Genomic DNA, 19015 nt, shown 5'->3' with positions numbered 1-19015 from the left:
CGCGCAGATGTCCTGAACGCCTGAGGCGCCTCATCGGGCTCGACGGATCGCGGCCTGCGGGCAGCGATGGCCTCCGGCGCGAGGTCCGCCAACCGTGCGGGCAGGGCTATTCGGCGCCGGGGCTAGGGTGCCGACCTGCCCAGGCGATGGCGTTGGTGAGGATGCGCTGGTAGTTCGGATCGTCGTAGGCGTCCGGCAGGTGCCCGAGCGCGGAGTAGAGCACGCGGCCCTTCGTGGCGGGATTGGTCCAGATCACCGGGTGCGATCCCATCTCCCGCCCGGCAGCCGGCCGGTACGTCGCCTCGTCAATGCGGGCGAGCACGACCATTCCGCTGGCGGCCGGGCTGGCGGTGTAGGCATACCATTCGTCGACCGGCGACCAGGGCAGGGTCACACCGGCCATGACGGGATGGTCCGGCTGGTCGATGATGATCCGGGCCGACTGGAACTGGTCCGCGCCGCCCGGATGCCCGGCATAGGGCGCGCCGATGATCGTGCCGGTATACCAGCTGTCGGCATGGCTGCCGTCGCCCGCGGCATGCAGCGCCACCACGCCCCCGCCGCGTGCCACGAAAGCGGCCAGGGCGGCGCGCTGATCGGGCGTCATGAAGTCGCCGCTGGTGCTGTTGAGGACCACGACGGAGAAGTGCCGTAGCTGCTCGTCGTTGAAGACCGCCGCATTCTCGGTGACGTAGCTTGCCTGCCCAAGATCATCGGCGATGCGGGCGAGCACCGCATTGGAATGGGGAATGTGTTCGAGATGCCGCCAGGCGTTGGTCTTCGATACGATCAGCACGGCGTCGTCCAGACGGCCGGGCAAAGCAGGGGCCACGACATCGTAGGTCGGGGTCGGACGATGGGGATCGGGTGCCGCCTGCGCCATCGTCAGCAAGGCGATCACGGCCAGCATCTTGCGCATGGTCAGAAGGCTCCGGTGCAGGGCATCAGCTTTGTCGGGCGGTGTCGGTCACCGCGTCGGCGAGTTCGCGCGGCGTGATGTCGCGCATGCCCGGCAATGTCGTGGTCTGGCGTTCGATCATCCGGTGGACGACCGGTTTGGTGTCGCCGGTATGCAGCGCCAGCAGGTCATGCGTGTTCTGCGCATCCTCGTGCGTGCGGCGCTGGTTGTGCCGGATGTAATCGAGCCAGGTCGCGACGTGGTAGCGTTCGACCCACAGCTCGCTTTCGCCAAGATCGCGCAGCAAGGTCCAGTGCCGCGCCCCGTCCCGCCGGCGGATGCGTCGGCGTTCGTGCATCACGCCGAGGAAGCGCGGGATGTCGCCGGGGTCGATACGGTATTCGATAGTCACCACGACAGGCCCACTGCGTTCGTCGACGGAAACGGCGGTCTCCGGCTCCGCCCATTCGCGCAAGGCGAGGTCGAGATCGCGGGCGGCGGGGAGAGGCAGGACGAGGCCGGCCAGAATCGTCAGCGTCTGGACGCCGGCCGCGACCAGCAGGGTGGCCGGCGCGCCCTGTGCATCGGCGATGCCGCCGAACAGCACCGCGCCCGCCGTCATCCCGCCGAACGCCGCCATCTGGTAAAGCGACAGCGCGCGGGCCACGACCCATCGCGGCGCGGAGAGCTGGACGGTGACGTTGAAGGTCGACAGCGCCAGCACCCAGCCCGCGCCCGCCAGTGCCAGAGCGGGTACGGTCAGCAGCATCGTCCCGCTGAGCCCGGTCACCACGCTGCCGGTCGCCATCGCGGCGGCGGCGGCGCGCACGATGGTTTCCACCGTGATGCGGTCGCGCAGCCGGCGCACCATCAGCCCGCCGCCCACCGCGCCGATCCCGAACGCGCCGAGCAGCACGCCATAGGTAAGCGAATTGCCCACGATCACGTCGCGGGCGATGATCGGCATCATCGCTGGCACCGCGCTGGCGCCGACACCGAACAGCAAGGCCCGGGCGAGCACGATGCGGATGTCGGGTGACATCGCGACGTAGCGTACGCCTGCCGCCATCGCGTGGCCCAGCGTCTCACGCGGGAGGACACGTTCCGCCAGGCTGGGCCGCCAGCGGCTGAGCACCGCGATCAACCCGACATAGCTGACGGCGTTGACCACGAAGGCCGCCGCGGCGCCCGCGGCCGCGACGATTGCGCCGCCGATCGCGGGGCCGAGGCTGCGGGCGATGTTGAAACCCATGGAATTCAGCGCCACCGCCCCCGGCAACGCGGCGCGTGGGACCATGTCGCCCACCGATGCCTGCCACGCCGGGCCGTTCATCGCCGCGCCGCAACCGATCAGGAAGGTGAAGGCGAGCAGCAGCCAGGGCGTGATCCAACCGGCAAAGGTGATCACCGCCAGCGTGACGGACACCAGCAGCATGAAGAACTGCGCCGCCAGCATGACCCGGCGGCGATCCAGATTGTCCGCCACTGCCCCGGACCACAGCGACAGCAGCAGGATCGGCAGCGCGGTGGAGGCCTGCACCAGCGCGACCATCTGGGAGGACGGGGTCAGCGAGGCCATCAGCCACGATGCCCCGACCGACTGGATCAGCCCGCCAAAATTGGATGCCATGCTGGCGATCCACACCGCACGGAACACGGGTATGGAAAGCGGCGCGTCGGCCTTGTTACCGGCCATGCCGGGCCAGTTGCGCGATCGTCCCGCGGGTAAGCGTCAAGGTGCCTTCCTCTTGCCCGATGTCTCCCGATCCTGGCGGTGTCCGAGCTGGGCGCTGATCTTCTGCCCCGCCTCCTTCAATTGGGGGGCAAGATGCGCCAACTCTTCCGTCTTAAGGTATTGCGACACCGTGACCATGCTGATCCCGGCGACGATCTTGCCGGAGAAATCGCGCACCGGGGTGGCGATCGCCCGGACGTGATCGGGCGGCGGGCCGGCATGGAGGACGACGTTCTCCGCCACGCTCCGCTCCATCGCGGCCTGCCAGTCGGGCGGGCAATGCGCGGGATCGGCCGCGGCGAAGTGGCGCTTCCACTCGGCCGGGGTGTCGTCCAGCATCAGCGCCTTGCCGAGGCTGGTCTCCGCCAGGCGGCGGCGGGTGCCGACGGGGGTGATCACCGCCACCCGCTGCCGCCCGGGGACTGACAGCAGGTTGAGCGAATGATCGTCGTCCCGGCGGCCAAGGAAGCTGGGCAGGCCGGTCTGTTCCGACAGGTCGGCGAGCACCGGGTGCGCCAGCGCCATCAGGTCGGTCTGCGTCTGCGCCTGGTAGCCCAGCTCCAGCAGCTTGGGGCCGAGCTGGTAGCCGCGGCCGGGCGCGAGGGTCAGGTAACGCCGTTCCAGCAGGGCATTGGCCAGCCGGTGCGTGGTGCTGCGGCTGAGGCCGAGTTGACTCGCAAGCTCCGCCAGGGTGGCTGATCCGTTCGCCACCACATGAAGCACATCCAGCCCGCGCTGCAGCGTCTGACTGCCGGTCGCGCCACGCTCCCCCTTTTCCTGGTCCACTCCGCTCGCCTTTTCTCAACGCGGCGCGGACCTCTCCGGTCATTGCCGCCAATCTGTGTCGCGATCACCTTTTCCAGCAAGCGCGACCATTCGCAAGGTATGCGACATCATGCCAGCCAGTTGCGCCGGGGATGAAAGTATCGGACACGCGGATCGTTGCCAAAGCGGCGATCCTGTCCCATGCTGCGGCTGCGAACATGCGGATCGTGATCATCGATGATACGGGTGCCAGGGCTTCGGTCCTGGAAGACGGCCTGCACGAGGCCGGCTACGACGATATTCATGTCGTGCAGCCGTCCGGCGCGTTCGTCAGCCGGATAGAGCGGCTGGTGCCAGACGTCGTGCTGATGGACCTGGGCAGCCCAAGCCGTGACACGCTGGAGGAGATGCTGCTGGTCAGCCGTGCGCTGGCCAAGCCCATCGCCATGTTCGTCGACCAGTCGGACGACCAGATGACGGCCGCGGCGATCGATGCCGGCATCTCGGCCTATGTGGTTGATGGCCTGCGCAAGGAACGGGTGAAGCCGATCCTGGACCTGGCCGTGGGCCGCTTCACCGCCTTTGCCCGGATGCAGGCCGAACTGGCGGAGGCGCGGACGCAGCTCGCCGACCGCAAGGTCATCGACCGGGCGAAGGCGATCCTGATGCAGCAGCGCGGCCTGAACGAACAGGATGCCTACACGCTGCTGCGCACCAGTGCGATGAACGCCAACAAGCGCATGGCGGAGGTGGCGGAGGCGCTGATCACCGCCAGCAGCCTGCTGGGCAAAGGACAGCCATGACGCCGATTCGTGCCGCCTTCCTGCCGCTGACCGATGCCGCGGTGCTGATCGCCGCGCGCGAGCAGGGCTTCGCGGCGGAGCAGGGGATCGCGCTGGAGCTGGTGCGTACCGAGAGCTGGGCCACGTTGCGCGACCGGTTGGTCTATGGCCAGGTGCAGGCGGCGCAGATGCTGGCGCCGCTGGCGGTCGCGGTCAGCCTGGGGCTGGGCGGCGCGGCGACGCCGCTGGCCACGCCGTTCCGCCTGAACGTGAATGGCAACGCCCTGGTCATGCGGCCCGACTTCGCCGCCGCGCTGGACCCCGATCCGGCGGCCCGGCTGGCCGATCCGCTCGCCACCGCGCACGATTTCGCCGCCGCCATCGGCCTTTATCGCCGCAAGCCGCAGATCGGCATCGTGCATCGCTTCTCCAGCCATGCGCTGATGCTGCGATACTGGCTGGCCAGCGCCGGGATCGACCCGGACCGCGACGTCAGCCTGCGGGTGCTGCCCCCGTCATTGATGTTGGAAGCGATGCGCAGCGGGGAGATCGACGGCTTCACCGCGGGCGACCCGTGGCCAGCCGCCGCCATCGCCGAAGGTCTGGCCGAAGCGGTGGTGCTGGGCGCGCGGATCTGGCGGCGCGGCGTGGAAAAGGTGCTGGCCTGCCGCGCGGACTGGCTGGCCGGAAATGCCGCGGTGGCCGACCGCCTGCTGCTGGCTCTGTCACACGCGGCGGCATGGTGCGACGCGCCGGAGAACCGGGCGGAGCTGGCCGAGATGCTGGCCCGCCCCGATCATGTCGGCATGCCGGCGGAGCTGATCGCGGCATCGCTGAACGGGCAATTCGTGCCGCGCGCGGGTGCGGCGCCGCTGCCGGCCGACGACTTCCTGCTGTTCCATCGCGAGGCCGCGAATTTCCCGTGGCGCAGCCAGGCATTGTGGATCTGGTCGCAACTGGTCCGCTGGGGTCAGGCGGACCGATCGGCAGAGGCGGAGGCGGCGGCCGGCGCGGTGTTCCGGCCGGACGTTTATCGCCGTGCGCTGGCCGGCAGCGGCGCGGTGATGCCGGGCGCCAGCGCGAAGCTGGAGGGGGCGGTCGCAACACCGACCGGGGTCGGCGCGCATGGTGGCGCGCTGCTGCTGGGGCCGGACGGCTTCTTTGACGGGCGCGTATTCGATCCCGATGCGATCGATGCCTATCTGGCCGGGTTTGCCAAATGATCGCTTGCGGAATCGCGCCTGTTGCGTGAATATATCTGCGTTCGCGCGACGCTGCGCGGATGGATCGGCTGACCACCCCAGGGGCGGGGCACGGCCAGCATCAGCAAAACCGCAGCAAAGCCGCTGACCGGATGGGCCGCCTTGGCCTGTCCGGCCGCGGCTTTTTTCGTGTCCACGATCCGGCCCCAAGGGCGCCGGTCGCCTGGGGGAACAGCATCATGGCAACCGCCTTTCTCGACGGCAGTGACCGGCCACGGCCGGGTGGCGATACCGCACCGACCACCAGTTTCTGGCGCAGCGGGCACACGCCCACGCTGGTCGCGGCCTTCCTGTATTTCGATCTCGCCTTCATGGTCTGGGTGATCCTGGGGCCGTTGGCGCCCGACATCGCGGCCAGCCTGTCGCTCAGCCCGGCGCAAAAGGGGCTGATGGTCGCGACGCCCACGCTGATGGGGGCATTGCTGCGGGTGGTGAACGGCCTGCTGGTGGATCGGATCGGTCCCAAGCGTTCGGGCGCGATCGGCCAGCTGATCGTAATCGGCGGGCTGCTGAGCGCCTGGGCCCTGGGGGTGAACTCCTTTGCCGGAACGCTGGTGCTGGGCGTGATCCTGGGCTTCGCCGGCGCAAGTTTCGCCATCGCGCTGCCGCTGGCCAGCCGGTGGTATCCGGCGGAGCACCAGGGCAAGGCGATGGGCCTGGCGGGCATGGGCAATTCGGGCACGGTGCTGGCGGCGCTGTTCGCACCGACGCTGGCCAAGCTGTTCGGCTGGAACGCGGTGCTGGGCCTCGCCTGCATCCCGCTGTCGATTGTGTTCGTCGCCTATATGATCATGGCTAAGGATGCGCCGAACCAGCCGGCGGCGAAGCCGATCGCAGCCTATTTCACTCCGCTGAGGAGCGCCGATGCCTGGTGGCTGATGGGGTTCTACGCCGTCACATTCGGCGGCTTTTCCGGCCTTGCCTCCTCCCTGACGATCTACTTCACCGACCGGTTCGGGCTGACGACCGTCGCCGCCGGGTACTGCACCGCGGCGTGCGTCTTTGCGGGATCGCTGGTGCGGCCGATGGGCGGCGCGCTGGCCGATCGGGTGGGCGGCGTGCGCGCGCTGCTGGTGGTGTTCGCGGTCGCCGCGGCGGCGCTGGCGGGGGTCAGCATGGCGGGAACGCTGGTGATGGCGCTGTCGCTGTTCGTCGCCGCGATGCTGGCGCTGGGCACCGGCAATGGTGCGGTGTTCCAGCTGGTGCCGCAGCGGTTCCAGGCGGAGATCGGGGTCATGACCGGCCTGGTCGGCATGGCGGGCGGGGTCGGCGGGTTCTGGCTCGCCTCCTCCCTGGGAGTGGCGCGGCAATTCACCGGCAGTTTCGCCGGCGGGTTCCTGATCTTCGCTGCGCTGGCGCTGCTGGCACTCGCCGGGCTGCTGCTGGTGAAGGATGGCTGGCGGGCACGCTGGTCCACCGCGGCGCGGATCTGATGGGGCGCAGGCATCTGCTGGGGATGGGCGTGCTGCTCCTCGCCAGCCCGGCCGCCGCGCAGGAAATCACGCCGCTGCTCGACGCCCGCCTCCGCTACGAACATGCGGAGCAGGCCGATCTGCCGGACGAGTCCGACGCGCTGGTCATGCGCCTTCGCGCTGGAGCCACGGTCACCAGCGGCCGCTTCGCCCTGCTGGCGGAGGGGCAGGCGCTGTTCGCCCCGATCGACCGCTACAATGACGGGCTGCATGGCCCCGCCACGCGCCCCATCGTGGCCGATCCGGAGAACTGGGCGCTGTACCGCGCGCAGGTGCAGTACCGCAGCGATCCGCTGGTGCTGACCGCCGGTCGGCAGCGGATCGCGCTGGATGACGAACGGTTCGTCGGCAATGTCGCGTTCCGTGCCAATGCGCAGACCTTCGACGCGATCAGGGCCGAGATCGCGCCGACGACCGGGGTCAAGGCAGACCTGACCTATGCCTGGAGCGTGCGTACGATCTGGGGGTTCGAGGGTGCGGGCGCGCGGCCGCAGGCTGCGGGCGGAGACAAGATCTTCGCCAACCTGTCCTGGGCCTCCCCGGTGGGCAAGGTCACCGGCTTCGCCTATCTGCTGGAACAGGACAGCACGGCGCTGATCCGCCAGTCCAGCCAGAGTTACGGCCTGCGGCTGACGGGTGCGCAGCCGGTGTCCGCCGGCTGGAGCGTTGCCTATCAGGCGAGCCATGCGCGGCAGGCCGACTGGCGCGGCAACCCAAACGATTACCGCGCCCGGTACTGGCTGGCGGATCTGGTAATGGAGGGACATGGCTGGCGGCTGGGCGGCGGGTACGAGCTGCTTGGTGCCGCCGACGGCCGCGCGCTGACCAGCTTCCAGACGCCGCTGGGCACCAATTTCAAGTTCCAGGGCTGGGCCGACCGGTTCCTGACGACTCCGCCCGATGGGGTGGCGGACTGGTACGTGCAGGGGCAGCGCACCTTCAAGGCGGTCGGCCCGGCAGATGCATTGAGCCTGCAGGCGGCCTGGCACTGGTACCGCAGCGACCGACAGCAGCGACCCTATGGTCGGGAGCTGAACCTGCTGGCGAGTGCAAGCTTCGGAAAGACGGCATTGTCGGCCCGCTACGCGCATTATGAGGCTCAGAGCTTCGCCAGTGATTCCGACCGCTTGTGGCTGCAAATCGACTGGAGCCTGTAGCCGGCGCTTGAGTTTGCGGGTGAATCGTTCTACAAGAGGTGCAAGCAAGGCAAGGACGCCTTCGTTTCCACATCGCCGCGTCGGTCCGCCGCAGGACCGCCAAGGCACCGCATGATGGCAAGGCCGCCATCCAGGCTCCGGATCGAACCGGGGCCCGGATGGCGGCCTTTTTCGTTCTGGAGCATGAGGCATGGATCTGCAGACCGGACCCGACCCGGTTCTCTTTATCGATGGCGAGGACAGCCTGGCCATCAGCCCGGTGGCTGCTCGGCAGCATCTGGTGGTGATCGGCAACGGCATGGCCGGCTGCCGCGCGGTGGAGGAACTGCTCGCCCGCGACGGGGCGAACTGGCGGGTTACGATCTTCGGGGCCGAGCCGCATGTGAACTACAACCGCATCATGCTGTCGCCCGTACTGGCGGGTGAAAAGAGCTTCGACGAGATCGTCATCAATCCGCGCGCCTGGTACGACGACAACGGGATCGAGCTGGTCGCCAGCGACCCGGTGATCGCCATCGACCGGGCGGCATGCACCATCACCAGCCGTTCGGGTCGCACCATCGGCTATGACCGCCTGCTGATCGCTACCGGGTCCGACCCGTTCATCATCCCGGTACCGGGCCACGACCTTCCGGGCGTGATCTCGTTCCGCGACATGAACGATGTCGAGACCATGCTGACCGCCTCCGCCACGGGGGGATCGGCGGTGGTGATCGGCGGCGGTCTCCTGGGGCTGGAGGCCGCGCACGGGCTGACGCTGCGCGGCATGAACGTGACCGTGCTGCATCTGATGCCGACGCTGATGGAGCGCCAGCTGGACGAAGCGGCCGGCTGGCTGCTGAAATCCGCGCTGGAGGCGCGGGGACAGGTGATCCTGACCGGCGCCGACACGGCCGAAATCTTCGGCGAGGGCCGGGTGGAAGGTGTGCGGCTGAAGGATGGGCGGAAGATCCCCGCCAGCCTGGTCGTGATGGCCGTCGGCATCCGCCCGTCGGTCAGGCTGGCGCGGGAGGCCGGCCTGGCGGTCGGGCGCGGCATCCAGGTGGACGATCACATGGTCACCAGCGACGCGCGGGTCCTGGCGGTGGGCGAATGCGTGGAGCATGACGGGCAGGTCTATGGTCTGGTCGCGCCGCTGTGGGACATGTGCCGCAGTCTGGCGGACGGACTGGTGGGCACGGCGAACCCGTATCGCGGCTCCGTCACCTCCACCAAGCTGAAGGTGTCGGGGATCGACGTGTTCTCCGCCGGCGACTTCTCCGGTGGGGAGGGATGCGAGGACATCGTGCTGCGCGATGCGGCCCGCGGCATCTACAAGCGGGTGGTGCTGCGCGGCGATCGGGTGGTCGGCGCGGTGCTGTATGGCGACACGGCTGATGGCAGCTGGTATTTCGACCTGCTGAAAAAGGGCACGGACATCGCGGATCTGCGCGATGTGCTGATCTACGGCCAGGCCTTCGCCGCCGGGGGCGGCCCCGCGGACCCTAATGCCGCCGTTGCGGCCCTGCCGGCAGATGCGGAGATCTGCGGCTGCAACGGCGTCACGAAAGGGCAGGTGGTAGAGTGCATCGGTGCAGGCGCGGCCAGCCTCGATGCCGTGCGGCAAGGCTGCAAGGCGTCGGCGAGCTGCGGCTCATGCACCGGCCTGGTGGAGACGCTGCTGGCACTCACGCTGGGCGAAGCGGTGGAGAGCGGGCCGAAGACGATGTGCGGTTGCACCAGTTTCGGCCATGACGATGTCCGGCAGGCGATCGTGGCGCAGGGCATGCGCTCCATCCCCGAGGTGATGCAGCGGCTGCACTGGTCCACCCCCGATGGCTGTTCGTCCTGCCGGCCGGCGCTGAACTACTACCTGCTGTGCGCGCTGCCGGGGGAATATGTCGACGACCAGCAGAGCCGTTTCGTCAACGAGCGGCTGCACGCCAACATCCAGAAGGACGGCACCTACTCCGTCGTGCCGCGCATGTGGGGCGGGCTCACCAACCCGCGCGAGCTGCGCGCGATCGCCGACGTGGTGGAGAAGTTCAACGCGCCGATGGTGAAGGTGACAGGCGGCCAGCGGCTCGACATCTTCGGCATCCGCAAGGAGGACCTGCCCGCTGTCTGGGCCGACCTCAACGCGGCTGGCATGGTCAGCGGCCATGCCTATGGCAAGTCGCTGCGCACGGTGAAGACCTGCGTCGGCAGCGAATGGTGCCGCTTCGGCACGCAGGATTCCACCGGGTTGGGCGTCAAGGCGGAGCGGATGACCTGGGGCAGCTGGATGCCGCACAAGTTCAAGATCGCAGTGAGCGGCTGCCCGCGCAATTGCGCGGAGGCGACGATCAAGGATTTCGGGATCGTGTGCGTCGACAGCGGATACGAACTGCATGTCGGCGGGAATGGCGGGATCAAGGTCCGCGTGACGGACCTGCTGTGCAAGGTCGCGACGGAGGAGGAGGCGCTGGAGCACTGCGCTGCCTTCATCCAGCTCTACCGCGAGGAAGCCCGCTACCTGGAGCGGACCGCACCGTGGATCGAGCGGGTGGGTCTCCCCTACATCCAGGAACGGCTGCTGGGCGACGCGGAGGAGCGCGCCGCGCTGGCCGAGCGGTTCCATCATTCGCAGACCTTCTCGCAGGACGACCCTTGGCGACAGCGTGTCGAAGGGGCCGACGCGCATCTGCACCAGCATCTCGAACCGGCGGAGTGACCCAGATGATCGATATCGGCCCGGTCGATGCCATCCCCCTGCGCGGCAGTCGCTCCGTGATGCTGGAGGGGGAGAGCATCGCGGTCTTCCGCACCGGTGACGATCGCATCTTCGCGCTGGTGAACCGCTGCCCGCACAAGCACGGGCCGCTGAGCGAGGGGATCATCCACGGTCATGCGGTCGCCTGTCCGCTGCACAATTGGCGCATCAGCCTGGAAACGGGCGAGGCGCTGGGCGCGGACAAGGGCTGCACGCCCACGGTACAGGTGGAGGTGGTCGACGGCCGCATCCTGCTGTCGGCGCCGCTGAAGGTCGCCGCCTGAGATGGAGCAGGCCGTCCGCACCACCTGCGCCTATTGCGGGGTCGGCTGCGGCGTGCTGGCGCGCCGCACGGGGGATCGCACGCTGGAGATCGCCGGCGATCAGCGACACCCCGCCAACGCCGGGCGGCTGTGTTCCAAGGGCACGCATCTGGGCGAAACCGTCGGCCTAAACGGGCGACTGCTGCATCCGCTGATCGGCCGTGCCGGGGCGGGGAAGCGGGCAAGCTGGGACAAGGCGCTCGATCTGGTGGCCCGGCGCTTCGCCGAGGCGGTCCGGCAGCACGGCCCGGACAGCGTCGCCTTCTACGTCTCCGGCCAACTGCTGACGGAGGATTACTACGTCGCCAACAAGCTGATGAAGGGCTTCATCGGGTCTGCCAATATCGACACCAATTCGCGGCTCTGCATGTCCAGTGCGGTGGCCGCGCACAACCGCGCCTTTGGCGAGGATGTGGTCCCCGCCAGCTATGCCGATCTGGAGGCGGCGGAGCTGGTCGTGCTGGTGGGATCGAACACCGCCTGGTGCCACCCGGTGCTGTACCAGCGCATGATGGCGGCGCGGGAGGAGCGTGGCACCAAGCTGGTCGTGATCGACCCGCGCCGGACCGAGACGGCGGAAGGCGCCGACCTGCATCTGCCGCTGCGGCCGGGCAGCGACGTGCTGCTGATGAACGGCTTGCTGGCACATTGCTGGCGTGAAGGGCTGGTCGATGACGGTGCCTTGAGCGTGCCCGAGGGGTTCTGGGATGCGCTGGACCAAGGCCACGATCTGTGGAGCGTGGCGAAGGGGTGTGATCTGGCGCCGGGCGACGTGCAGCGCTTCTATGACCTGTTCGCCGCCAACCCGCGCACGGTGACGATGTTCAGCCAGGGGGTGAACCAGTCGATCCGCGGCACCGATGGCGGCAATGCGATCCTGAACCTGCATCTGGCCACCGGACGCATCAGCAAGGCGGGTGCGGCGCCGTTCTCCATCACCGGGCAGCCCAATGCCATGGGTGGCCGGGAAGTGGGCGGCCTCGCCACCACGCTGGCGGCGCATCGCGGCTTCGCAGAGGCGGATCGTGACGACGTCGCCCGGTTCTGGGCCGCGCCGAACATCGCGCGCAAGCCGGGGCTGAAGGCGGTGGACCTGTTCCGTGCCGTGGGTGAGGGCCGGATCAAGGCGCTGTGGATCATGGCTACCAATCCCGCCGTCTCCATGCCCGACGCCGCGCGCGTGCGCGATGCGCTGGCCGGCTGCCCCTTCGTGGTCGTGTCGGATGTGATCGAGCGGACCGACACCTCGCTCCACGCCGATGTGCGGCTGCCGGCCGCCGCTTGGGGGGAGAAGGACGGCACCGTCACCAATTCCGAACGGACGGTCAGCCGCCAGCGCGCCGTCCTGCCGCTGCCGGGCGAGGCCCGGCCGGACTGGTGGATCGTATCGCAAGTGGCCGCGCGGATGGGGTGGAGCGATGCCTTCGGCTATCGCCACCCGGCGGAGATCTGGCGCGAACATGCGGGGCTGACCGCCTATCGCAACAATGGCGCGCGGCTGCTGGACCTCGGCCCGCAGGCGATGTTGACGAATGCGCAGTATGAGGCGCTGGAACCGTTCCGGTGGGGTGGCCAGCCGTTTGCCGATGGACACTACCCCACGGCGGACGGCCTGGCGCGCCTGATCCCGGTGGCGCAGCGGGAGCTGGAGGCGCCGCTTGCTCGCTGGCCGCTGCTGCTCAACACGGGCCGCTACCGCGACCATTGGCATACGATGACCCGCACCGGCCTCAGCCCCAGGCTGGCACGCCATCGGGAGGAGCCGCTGGTCGAGGTGCATCCGGCTGATGCGGCCGATCTGGGCCTGGCCGACGGGGGACTGGCACGGCTGCACACGCCGCAGGGCGCCAGCCTGTTCCGCGTGACGCTGACGGATGGCCAACGAAGGGGAGAGGTGTTCGCGCCGATCCACTGGACCGATCGCACCGCCAGCGGTGGGCGCACCGGCCTGCTGCCGCGCGACGGCACCGATCCCCACTCGGGTCAGCCCGGCTTCAAGCAGACGCCCGCCCGGCTGGAGCCGGTGGCGCTGGCCTGGCGGGGCTTCCTGATCGTGCGCGGCGGGGCGGAACTGCCGGGCATTCCCTGGGCGGTGCGGGTGGCGGTACCTGGCGGCGTGCTGTTCGAACTCGCCGGCGAGAGCATGACCGACATTCCCGAAGGCAGCCTGCCGGCAGGGCAGCGGATGGAGGCGAGCGATCCGGCACGTGGCACCCGCCGCATCGCGGTGCTGCAGGACGGCCGCCTGATCGCCGCCCTGTTCGTCACCGCCACCGGCGAGCTGCCGGGACGAGACTGGCTGGTGGCGCAGTTGGGGGCGCAGCACGGCCCGCTGGTGTTGGCCGGGCGGGCGCCGGGCCGGCAGCAGGAGCGCGGGGCGGTGGTCTGCGCGTGCCTGGATGTCGGGCTCAACACCATCGTGGCGGCGATCCGCGATCAGCAGCTCGTCAGCGTCGCGGCGATCGGCGCGGCGCTTGGCGCGGGTACCAATTGCGGATCGTGCCGTCCGGCACTCGCCCGCATCCTGGCGGAACACACCCTGGAGACGGCGCATGGTTGACGACTTTCCCGCAGGCACGGTCTGGCTGGTCGGTGCAGGGCCGGGCGACCCCGACCTGCTGACGCGTAGGGCGGCCCGACTGCTGGAGTTGGCAGAGGTGGTGTTCCACGATGCACTGGTCGGGCCGGCGATCCTGGACCTTGCGCATCGTGCGCGGCTGGTGCCCGTGGGGAAGCGGGCCGGCCGCCACAGCGCGAGCCAGGCGACCATCGACGCGGTGCTGGTCGAGGCTGCGCTGGCGGGCCGGCGGGTCGTGCGGCTGAAGGGGGGTGATCCCTCCATCTTCGGGCGATCGGCGGAAGAGCTGGCCGCGTGCCGTGCAGCCGGCGTGCCGGTCCATGTGTGCCCCGGCATCACCGCGGCGAGCGCCGCCGCGGCGAGCGCGGGCGTGTCGCTGTCATTGCGCGGGATCGCCAGGCGGGTGCAGTTCGTCACCGCGCACAGCCGGCGCGGCGCGGCGCTGGACCTCGACTGGGCGGCGCTGGCGCAGGCGGATGCAACTCTGGGCATCTATATGGGGCGGGAGGCCGCGGGCGAGGTCAGCCGGCAGTTGATGGCGCACGGCCTGCCCGGCAGCACGCCGGCGCTGATCGCGTGCAATGTCAGCCTGCCGGACGAGCAGATGCTGCGCACCCGGCTGGACCTGCTGCCCCTGGCAGTCCGCGCCTTCGCCGCCGATCTGCCGACGCTGATGCTGATCGGGGACGCGGTGGCGCAGGGTGACGCGGCCGGGCAGGTGCGAGAAACCCGTGAGGTCGCCAGTTCGGCTGCCTGCACGGGGTAACGGCGGGACCACATCGCAGCCCCGCCGCAAGCCGGATCAGATGCGTGCGTTCAGACTGATCCAGTAGCTGCGCGCCCGGTCCTTGTTATTGTAATGATCCTGGTAGTTCGGGGTGAAGGTCCCGTCGCCATTGTCGATGAAGCTGGTGTCGTAGCTGGTGAAATCCCGATCCAGCAGGTTGTTCACCCGCCCGCCGATCGTGAGATTGTCGTTCAGCTGATACTGCGCGCCAAGGTTCAGCACCGTGTAAGGCCGCCAATACAGGTGGCTGCCATCGACATCGACGCCGCGATACCGTTCCGACCGATGCTCCGCCATCAACTGCGTCGATACGCTGGGCAGCACGTCCCAGTTCAGCGTCGCATTGGCCATGTGCCGCGCCGTCTGCGTCAGCGGCAGGCCTTCCTCCGGCCCGCTGAGCTGTTCGCTGTCGGTGAAGGTGTAGTTGGCGCGTACTGAGAGGCCGGGGAAGAACTCGTACCGTCCGGCAATCTCCGCGCCGCGGATGCGCGCCTCGTCCACGTTCACCGGGATGCTGATATTGCCGCCCAGGCCCAGCACTTCCCAGTAATCGCCCAGATTGGCGCAGGGCCGCACGAAGCCGGTAACCGCGCAGGGCTGCACGTTGGTGCTGGCGATCTTGTCGTTGAAGTCGTTCTGGAACAGCGTCACGTTGATGCCGCTGAAGGGTGACGGGTTCCAGTAGACCGCGATCTCGCTGTTGACGCTGGTTTCCGGCTGCAGGTCGGGGTTGCCGATGAACGGGCTGGTACCCTGGCCGCCGAAGCCGCGGATGCCGTCATACAGGTCGGTGGTGCGCGGCGTCTTGTACCCGGTGCTGACGCCGCCCTTGACCGTCAGGATCGGGGTGACGTTGTAGACCGCATACAGCCGCGGGCTGAAGCGGCCGCCGAACAGATTGTGATCGTCATACCGCAGGCCACCGGTGATGGTCAGCCCGTCGAGCGGGGTCCAGTTGTCCTCCGCAAATAGCGACCAGATCCGGTGGGCCTGCACCGCCTCGACCCCGCCGGTGCTCGCCTCCAGCCCGAACACGCCGTCGTCCAGCTCGCCATCGATATACTGTCCGCCGACGACGAAGCGATGTTCGCCGAGCCAGCCATCCACGGGAATGTCGAGCCGCGCATCGAGCGTGTACTGGTTGCTTTCCAGCGTGCGCAGCGGGCGCGGCAGGAAGGTGTCCTCCGCGATCTGGCGGCGTTCGGCGACGGGCAGGCCGGCATAGATACCGGTACCGCTCCACATCTCCTGCAGGTGCAGCCGTTCGGCGACGGAGAAGGGCATGGTCCGGCCCTTGTTGTTGGTGCGGATATAGGCGAGCGACACGAAGCTGCGCACCGCGCCATATTCGCCCTGGTGCGTGGCGGCCCAGTTCAGGCGGTCGAACACCTGTTCTTCCGTGTAACCCACTCGCGGCTGGACAACGTTGCGGGTCGCGCGCCAGATGCTGTCGATCCCGTCAAGCGTGCCCAGCGGGTAGGAGATCGCGCCCGTCTCCGGATCGACGATCGGGGTGTTGTCATATTCCTGCCGCGAATAGTCGATGTCGAACACCAGACTGTGCCCGTCAATTGGCGTCAGGCTGAGCGATCCGCCGATATTGCGGTTGGTGTTGTCCACGGTCCGCCCGCCGCCGCCGAAGCCCAGGCTGCGCACATGGACGACGCCCGCCGGGTCCACGGCAGGGGTGAAGTCGGGGCTGGAGGGCATGCGGCGATAGAGCGATCCGCGCAGCGTGAGCCCGGCGAGGCCCGGCACCAGCGGGCCGCGCGCCGTTGCGTCGTACGTCATGTCGTCACCGAAGACGGGATCTTCCTGGATGACGCGGCCGATGGTGGCGGAGGCTGTCCAGCGATCGGCCACCTTGCGGGTGATGATGTTGATCACGCCGCCCAGCGCGTCGGCGCCGTACAGGGTGGAGGCGGGGCCACGGATGACCTCGATCCGCTCGATCGCATCGAGCGGAGGCACATGGTTGAACTGGTTGCCGCCGAAGCTGTTGGGATAGATGTCGCCGTGATTGTTCTGACGCTTTCCGTCGATAAGGATCAGCGTGTAATCGGCGCCCATGCCGCGGATGCTGATCGTGCGCTGGCCGGTTTTGTCGCTGGTTTCGCCGACATCGACACCTTCGACATCGCGCACGGCATCGATCAGGGTGGTATAGGGGCGTTCGCGCAACTCCTTCTCCGTGATGACGGTGATGCTGGCGGGCGCGTCGGTGATCTTCTGTTCAAATCCGGCGGCGGTCACCACGATCTCGTCCGTGCGTGCGCCCTGGTCGGCAGCATCTTCCGCCATGACCGGCATGGCACCGGCGCAGGCCAGCAAAGACACGGCGCCCCTCAGCGCCGCTCGCGAAATGGACATTGATTATTCCCCTGCTGCGGGCCGATCCCGCGGCCCAACTCAGCCGATAATGCAAATGGATCGCATGATCAGCGCGTCGCCGATGCGGGGCGCCCGCCGTTTGGTCAACTGCCCAGCGTTCCTGAGAGTCACTAGCAACTCTTTGTTACGAAGTCGCTAGGAAGTGCCAATCGGACGATTGCGGTTGATATGTGTGTAAATCAGGTACTTACACGTGCAGTGTCACTGCAAGTGCAAGTATTCGTTGCCTTGTGGTGGATCAGAAAGACGATGATGTCGCGCGATCATTTGCACAGTAACCGTTCTCGGTCATGCCGCGCGGATCAGTGCAGGTCTACTTAGTGAGCGCCCGCGCCATGGCGACGAACTCGGTGACCGACAGGGTTTCCGCCCGACGTTGCGGATCGATGCCGACCTCTTCCAGGGCGGCCAGCCCGCCGGGCAGTCCCTTAAGGCTCTGCCGCAGCATCTTGCGGCGCTGGCCGAATGCGGCGGCGGTCAGGCGTTCGAGCACGCGGGCGCTGACGCCGTCCGGCTGCTCCGTAGGCACGACGTGCACGATGGCGCTCATCACCTTGGGCGGGGGGGTGAAGGCGCTGCGATGGACCTTCAGCGCCAGCTTCGCGGTGCTGCGCCACTGCGCCAGCACCGCCAGCCGGCCATACGCATCCGTGTCAGGTTCGGCGACGATGCGCTGGGCGACTTCCTGCTGGAACATCAGCGTCAGGCTCTGCCAGCGCGGGGGCCAGCTTTCGCCGCCCAACCAGCCGGTGAACAGCGGCGTGCCGACATTGTAGGGCAGGTTCGCGAGGATAGCGTAGGGCTCGCCCATCAGCGCGTCGTGGTCGATCTGGGTGGCGTCTCCTTCCACCACCTGCAACTTGCCGGGAAACGCCTCCCCCAATTGCGCCAGGGCAGGCAGGCAGCGGCGGTCCATCTCAATCGCGGTGACCCGGGCGCCGGCGCGCAGGGCGGCGCGCGTCAGGCCGCCAGGACCCGGGCCGATCTCAAGCACTGCGTGGTCCTGCAGGTCGCCCGCGATGGCGGCGATGCGGGCGAGCAATTGTTCGTCCAGCAGGAAGTTCTGGCCGAGCGCCTTGCTGGCGCTGAGGCCATGCGCGGCGATCACCTCCCGCAAGGGCGGCAGAGCGGTCATGCCGCGGCGCGGCGGCCGGCGAGGTCCGCGGCCATGCGGATGGCGGCGATCGTGGCGCCGGGATCCGCGATGTTCCGGCCGGCGATGGCAAAGGCGGTGCCGTGGTCGGGTGAGGTGCGGATCACCGGCAGGCCCAGCGTCACGTTCACGCCCTGATCGAAATCCAGCGCCTTCAGCGGGATCAGCGCCTGATCGTGGTACATGGCGATCGCCACGTCATAAGTCGCGCGGGCACGCGGGGTGAACAGCGCGTCCGCCGGATGCGGGCCGCTCGCGTCCCAGCCGGCGGCACGCAGGGCGGCGATGGCAGGGGCGATGATGCGAATCTCCTCATCCCCCATGCGACCGTCTTCCCCGGCATGCGGGTTGAGCCCGCAGATAGCGAGGCGCGGAGCGGCGATGCCGAAGTCGCGCCGCATGGCCTGCGCCACGATGGTGGAGCGGCGCACGATAAGATCGACCGAGAGACGGGCCGGCACGCTGGCCAGTGAGCAATGCACGGTGAGCGGCACGGTCCGCAACGCCGGCCCGGCCAGCATCATTACCGCGTCCTCCGCCGCCACATTGCTGGCGGCGGCCACGAATTCGGTCTGGCCGGGGAAGCTGAAGCCGACCTTCGCCAGTTCCGCCTTCGCGATGGGCCCGGTGACGAGCGCCGCCGCCGCGCCGCGGGTGACCAGTGCCGTCGCCTGTTCCAAGGAGGCGAGCGCCAGCCGGGCGCCGTCCTCGTCCGGCTGGCCCGGCCGGAACGGACCGTCCACCGCACCGAGCAGCGGCAGCGCATCGGCAAAATGATCGGCCGCCTCGTCCGGACTGTCGATGCGCACCACCGGCAGGTCGATGCCGCGCGATGCCGCTGCTGCCACCAGCAGTTCGGCCCCGCCGACCACGAAGAAGGGCGGCAGCCCGACCTGCCGGCGCTGTGCCCAGCAGGCCGCGATCAGTTCGGGGCCGATCCCCGCCGGGTCGCCCAGCGACAAGGCCAGCGGGGACATCACC

General features: G+C 68.7%; 14 protein-coding genes. 8 read left to right on the top strand and 6 right to left on the bottom strand.

The features are described 5' to 3' along the window. Positions 1 to 106 precede the first annotated feature (106 nt). The 3 genes from V5740_RS07265 to V5740_RS07255 are packed head-to-tail and all read right to left on the bottom strand — an operon-like array spanning position 107 to position 3419. Positions 107 to 919, bottom strand: coding sequence for a ThuA domain-containing protein (locus V5740_RS07265; RefSeq protein ID WP_347304395.1), 813 nt, complete (start codon positions 917 to 919; stop codon positions 107 to 109). A 25-nt stretch (positions 920 to 944) separates the two neighbouring features. Continuing rightward, positions 945 to 2594 carry an MFS transporter gene (locus V5740_RS07260; protein WP_347304394.1) on the bottom strand — a complete coding sequence of 550 codons (1650 nt, stop codon included), beginning with the start codon at positions 2592 to 2594 and terminating at the stop codon, positions 945 to 947. 36 nt (positions 2595 to 2630) lie between these two features. Next, entirely contained in the window at positions 2631 to 3419 is a 789-nt protein-coding gene (locus V5740_RS07255; RefSeq protein ID WP_347304393.1) for an IclR family transcriptional regulator, read from the bottom strand. Positions 3420 to 3616: 197 nt separating this feature from the next. On the opposite strand from V5740_RS07255, the gene V5740_RS07250 reads away from it, so the two are divergent. From V5740_RS07250 to cobA, 8 genes are all read left to right on the top strand, one after another. Then, the gene (locus V5740_RS07250; RefSeq protein ID WP_347304392.1) at positions 3617 to 4201 is read left to right on the top strand and encodes an ANTAR domain-containing protein; all 585 of its coding nucleotides are present in this window, start codon (positions 3617 to 3619) and stop codon (positions 4199 to 4201) included. Further along, on the top strand, positions 4198 to 5403 hold the full coding sequence (locus V5740_RS07245) for a CmpA/NrtA family ABC transporter substrate-binding protein (RefSeq protein WP_347304391.1): 1206 nt from the start codon (positions 4198 to 4200) through the stop codon (positions 5401 to 5403). The genes V5740_RS07250 and V5740_RS07245 overlap by 4 nt, the downstream gene beginning before the upstream one ends. A gap of 218 nt (positions 5404 to 5621) precedes the next feature. Next, the gene (locus V5740_RS07240) at positions 5622 to 6875 is read left to right on the top strand and encodes a nitrate/nitrite transporter (protein ID WP_347304390.1); all 1254 of its coding nucleotides are present in this window, start codon (positions 5622 to 5624) and stop codon (positions 6873 to 6875) included. Beyond that, positions 6875 to 8071, top strand: a complete 1197-nt coding sequence (locus V5740_RS07235) for an alginate export family protein (protein WP_347304389.1) — start codon at positions 6875 to 6877, stop codon at positions 8069 to 8071. The genes V5740_RS07240 and V5740_RS07235 overlap by 1 nt, the downstream gene beginning before the upstream one ends. 190 nt (positions 8072 to 8261) lie before the next feature. Continuing rightward, positions 8262 to 10763: a nitrite reductase large subunit NirB gene (gene nirB / locus V5740_RS07230; RefSeq protein WP_347304388.1), complete on the top strand. Its 2502-nt coding sequence runs from the start codon at positions 8262 to 8264 to the stop codon at positions 10761 to 10763. Positions 10764 to 10768: 5 nt separating this feature from the next. Continuing rightward, positions 10769 to 11086 carry a nitrite reductase small subunit NirD gene (gene nirD, locus V5740_RS07225; RefSeq protein WP_347304387.1) on the top strand — a complete coding sequence of 106 codons (318 nt, stop codon included), beginning with the start codon at positions 10769 to 10771 and terminating at the stop codon, positions 11084 to 11086. A 1-nt stretch (position 11087) separates the two neighbouring features. Next, a complete protein-coding gene (locus tag V5740_RS07220; RefSeq protein ID WP_347304386.1) occupies positions 11088 to 13685 on the top strand; it encodes a molybdopterin-dependent oxidoreductase in 2598 nt (865 codons plus the stop codon). Beyond that, positions 13678 to 14469, top strand: coding sequence for a uroporphyrinogen-III C-methyltransferase (gene cobA, locus V5740_RS07215; RefSeq protein ID WP_347304385.1), 792 nt, complete (start codon positions 13678 to 13680; stop codon positions 14467 to 14469). Before V5740_RS07220 ends, cobA begins: the two co-directional genes overlap by 8 nt. 36 nt (positions 14470 to 14505) lie before the next feature. On the opposite strand, the gene V5740_RS07210 is transcribed toward cobA, so the two are convergent. The 3 genes from V5740_RS07210 to pdxA all read right to left on the bottom strand — a co-directional run bounded on the left by V5740_RS07210 (position 14506) and on the right by pdxA (position 19011). After that, complete coding sequence (locus tag V5740_RS07210; protein WP_347304384.1) at positions 14506 to 16860, bottom strand: TonB-dependent receptor; 2355 nt, start codon at positions 16858 to 16860, stop codon at positions 14506 to 14508. 334 nt (positions 16861 to 17194) lie between these two features. After that, positions 17195 to 18016 carry a 16S rRNA (adenine(1518)-N(6)/adenine(1519)-N(6))-dimethyltransferase RsmA gene (rsmA, locus tag V5740_RS07205; RefSeq protein WP_347304383.1) on the bottom strand — a complete coding sequence of 274 codons (822 nt, stop codon included), beginning with the start codon at positions 18014 to 18016 and terminating at the stop codon, positions 17195 to 17197. After that, the gene (gene pdxA, locus V5740_RS07200; RefSeq protein WP_347304382.1) at positions 18013 to 19011 is read right to left on the bottom strand and encodes a 4-hydroxythreonine-4-phosphate dehydrogenase PdxA; all 999 of its coding nucleotides are present in this window, start codon (positions 19009 to 19011) and stop codon (positions 18013 to 18015) included. Before pdxA ends, rsmA begins: the two co-directional genes overlap by 4 nt. Positions 19012 to 19015: the final 4 nt, after the last annotated feature.

Origin of the sequence: Croceibacterium sp. TMG7-5b_MA50, from assembly GCF_039830145.1 — a bacterium.
Taxonomy (GTDB): domain Bacteria; phylum Pseudomonadota; class Alphaproteobacteria; order Sphingomonadales; family Sphingomonadaceae; genus Croceibacterium.
The sequence above is the reverse complement of the archived record's forward strand: the minus strand, read 5'-3'. Positions and strand labels throughout refer to the sequence as shown.

Coding starts and splice junctions, on each gene's coding strand:
- V5740_RS07245 (WP_347304391.1), top strand. CDS start 4,198: ATGACGCCGATTCGTGCCGCCTTCCTGCCGCTGACCGATGCCGCGGTG.
- V5740_RS07220 (WP_347304386.1), top strand. CDS start 11,088: ATGGAGCAGGCCGTCCGCACCACCTGCGCCTATTGCGGGGTCGGCTGC.
- V5740_RS07260 (WP_347304394.1), bottom strand. CDS start 2,594: ATGGCCGGTAACAAGGCCGACGCGCCGCTTTCCATACCCGTGTTCCGT.
- pdxA (WP_347304382.1), bottom strand. CDS start 19,011: ATGTCCCCGCTGGCCTTGTCGCTGGGCGACCCGGCGGGGATCGGCCCC.
- V5740_RS07265 (WP_347304395.1), bottom strand. CDS start 919: ATGCGCAAGATGCTGGCCGTGATCGCCTTGCTGACGATGGCGCAGGCG.
- V5740_RS07240 (WP_347304390.1), top strand. CDS start 5,622: ATGGCAACCGCCTTTCTCGACGGCAGTGACCGGCCACGGCCGGGTGGC.
- V5740_RS07210 (WP_347304384.1), bottom strand. CDS start 16,860: ATGTCCATTTCGCGAGCGGCGCTGAGGGGCGCCGTGTCTTTGCTGGCC.
- rsmA (WP_347304383.1), bottom strand. CDS start 18,016: ATGACCGCTCTGCCGCCCTTGCGGGAGGTGATCGCCGCGCATGGCCTC.
- nirB (WP_347304388.1), top strand. CDS start 8,262: ATGGATCTGCAGACCGGACCCGACCCGGTTCTCTTTATCGATGGCGAG.
- nirD (WP_347304387.1), top strand. CDS start 10,769: ATGATCGATATCGGCCCGGTCGATGCCATCCCCCTGCGCGGCAGTCGC.
- cobA (WP_347304385.1), top strand. CDS start 13,678: ATGGTTGACGACTTTCCCGCAGGCACGGTCTGGCTGGTCGGTGCAGGG.
- V5740_RS07250 (WP_347304392.1), top strand. CDS start 3,617: ATGCGGATCGTGATCATCGATGATACGGGTGCCAGGGCTTCGGTCCTG.
- V5740_RS07235 (WP_347304389.1), top strand. CDS start 6,875: ATGGGGCGCAGGCATCTGCTGGGGATGGGCGTGCTGCTCCTCGCCAGC.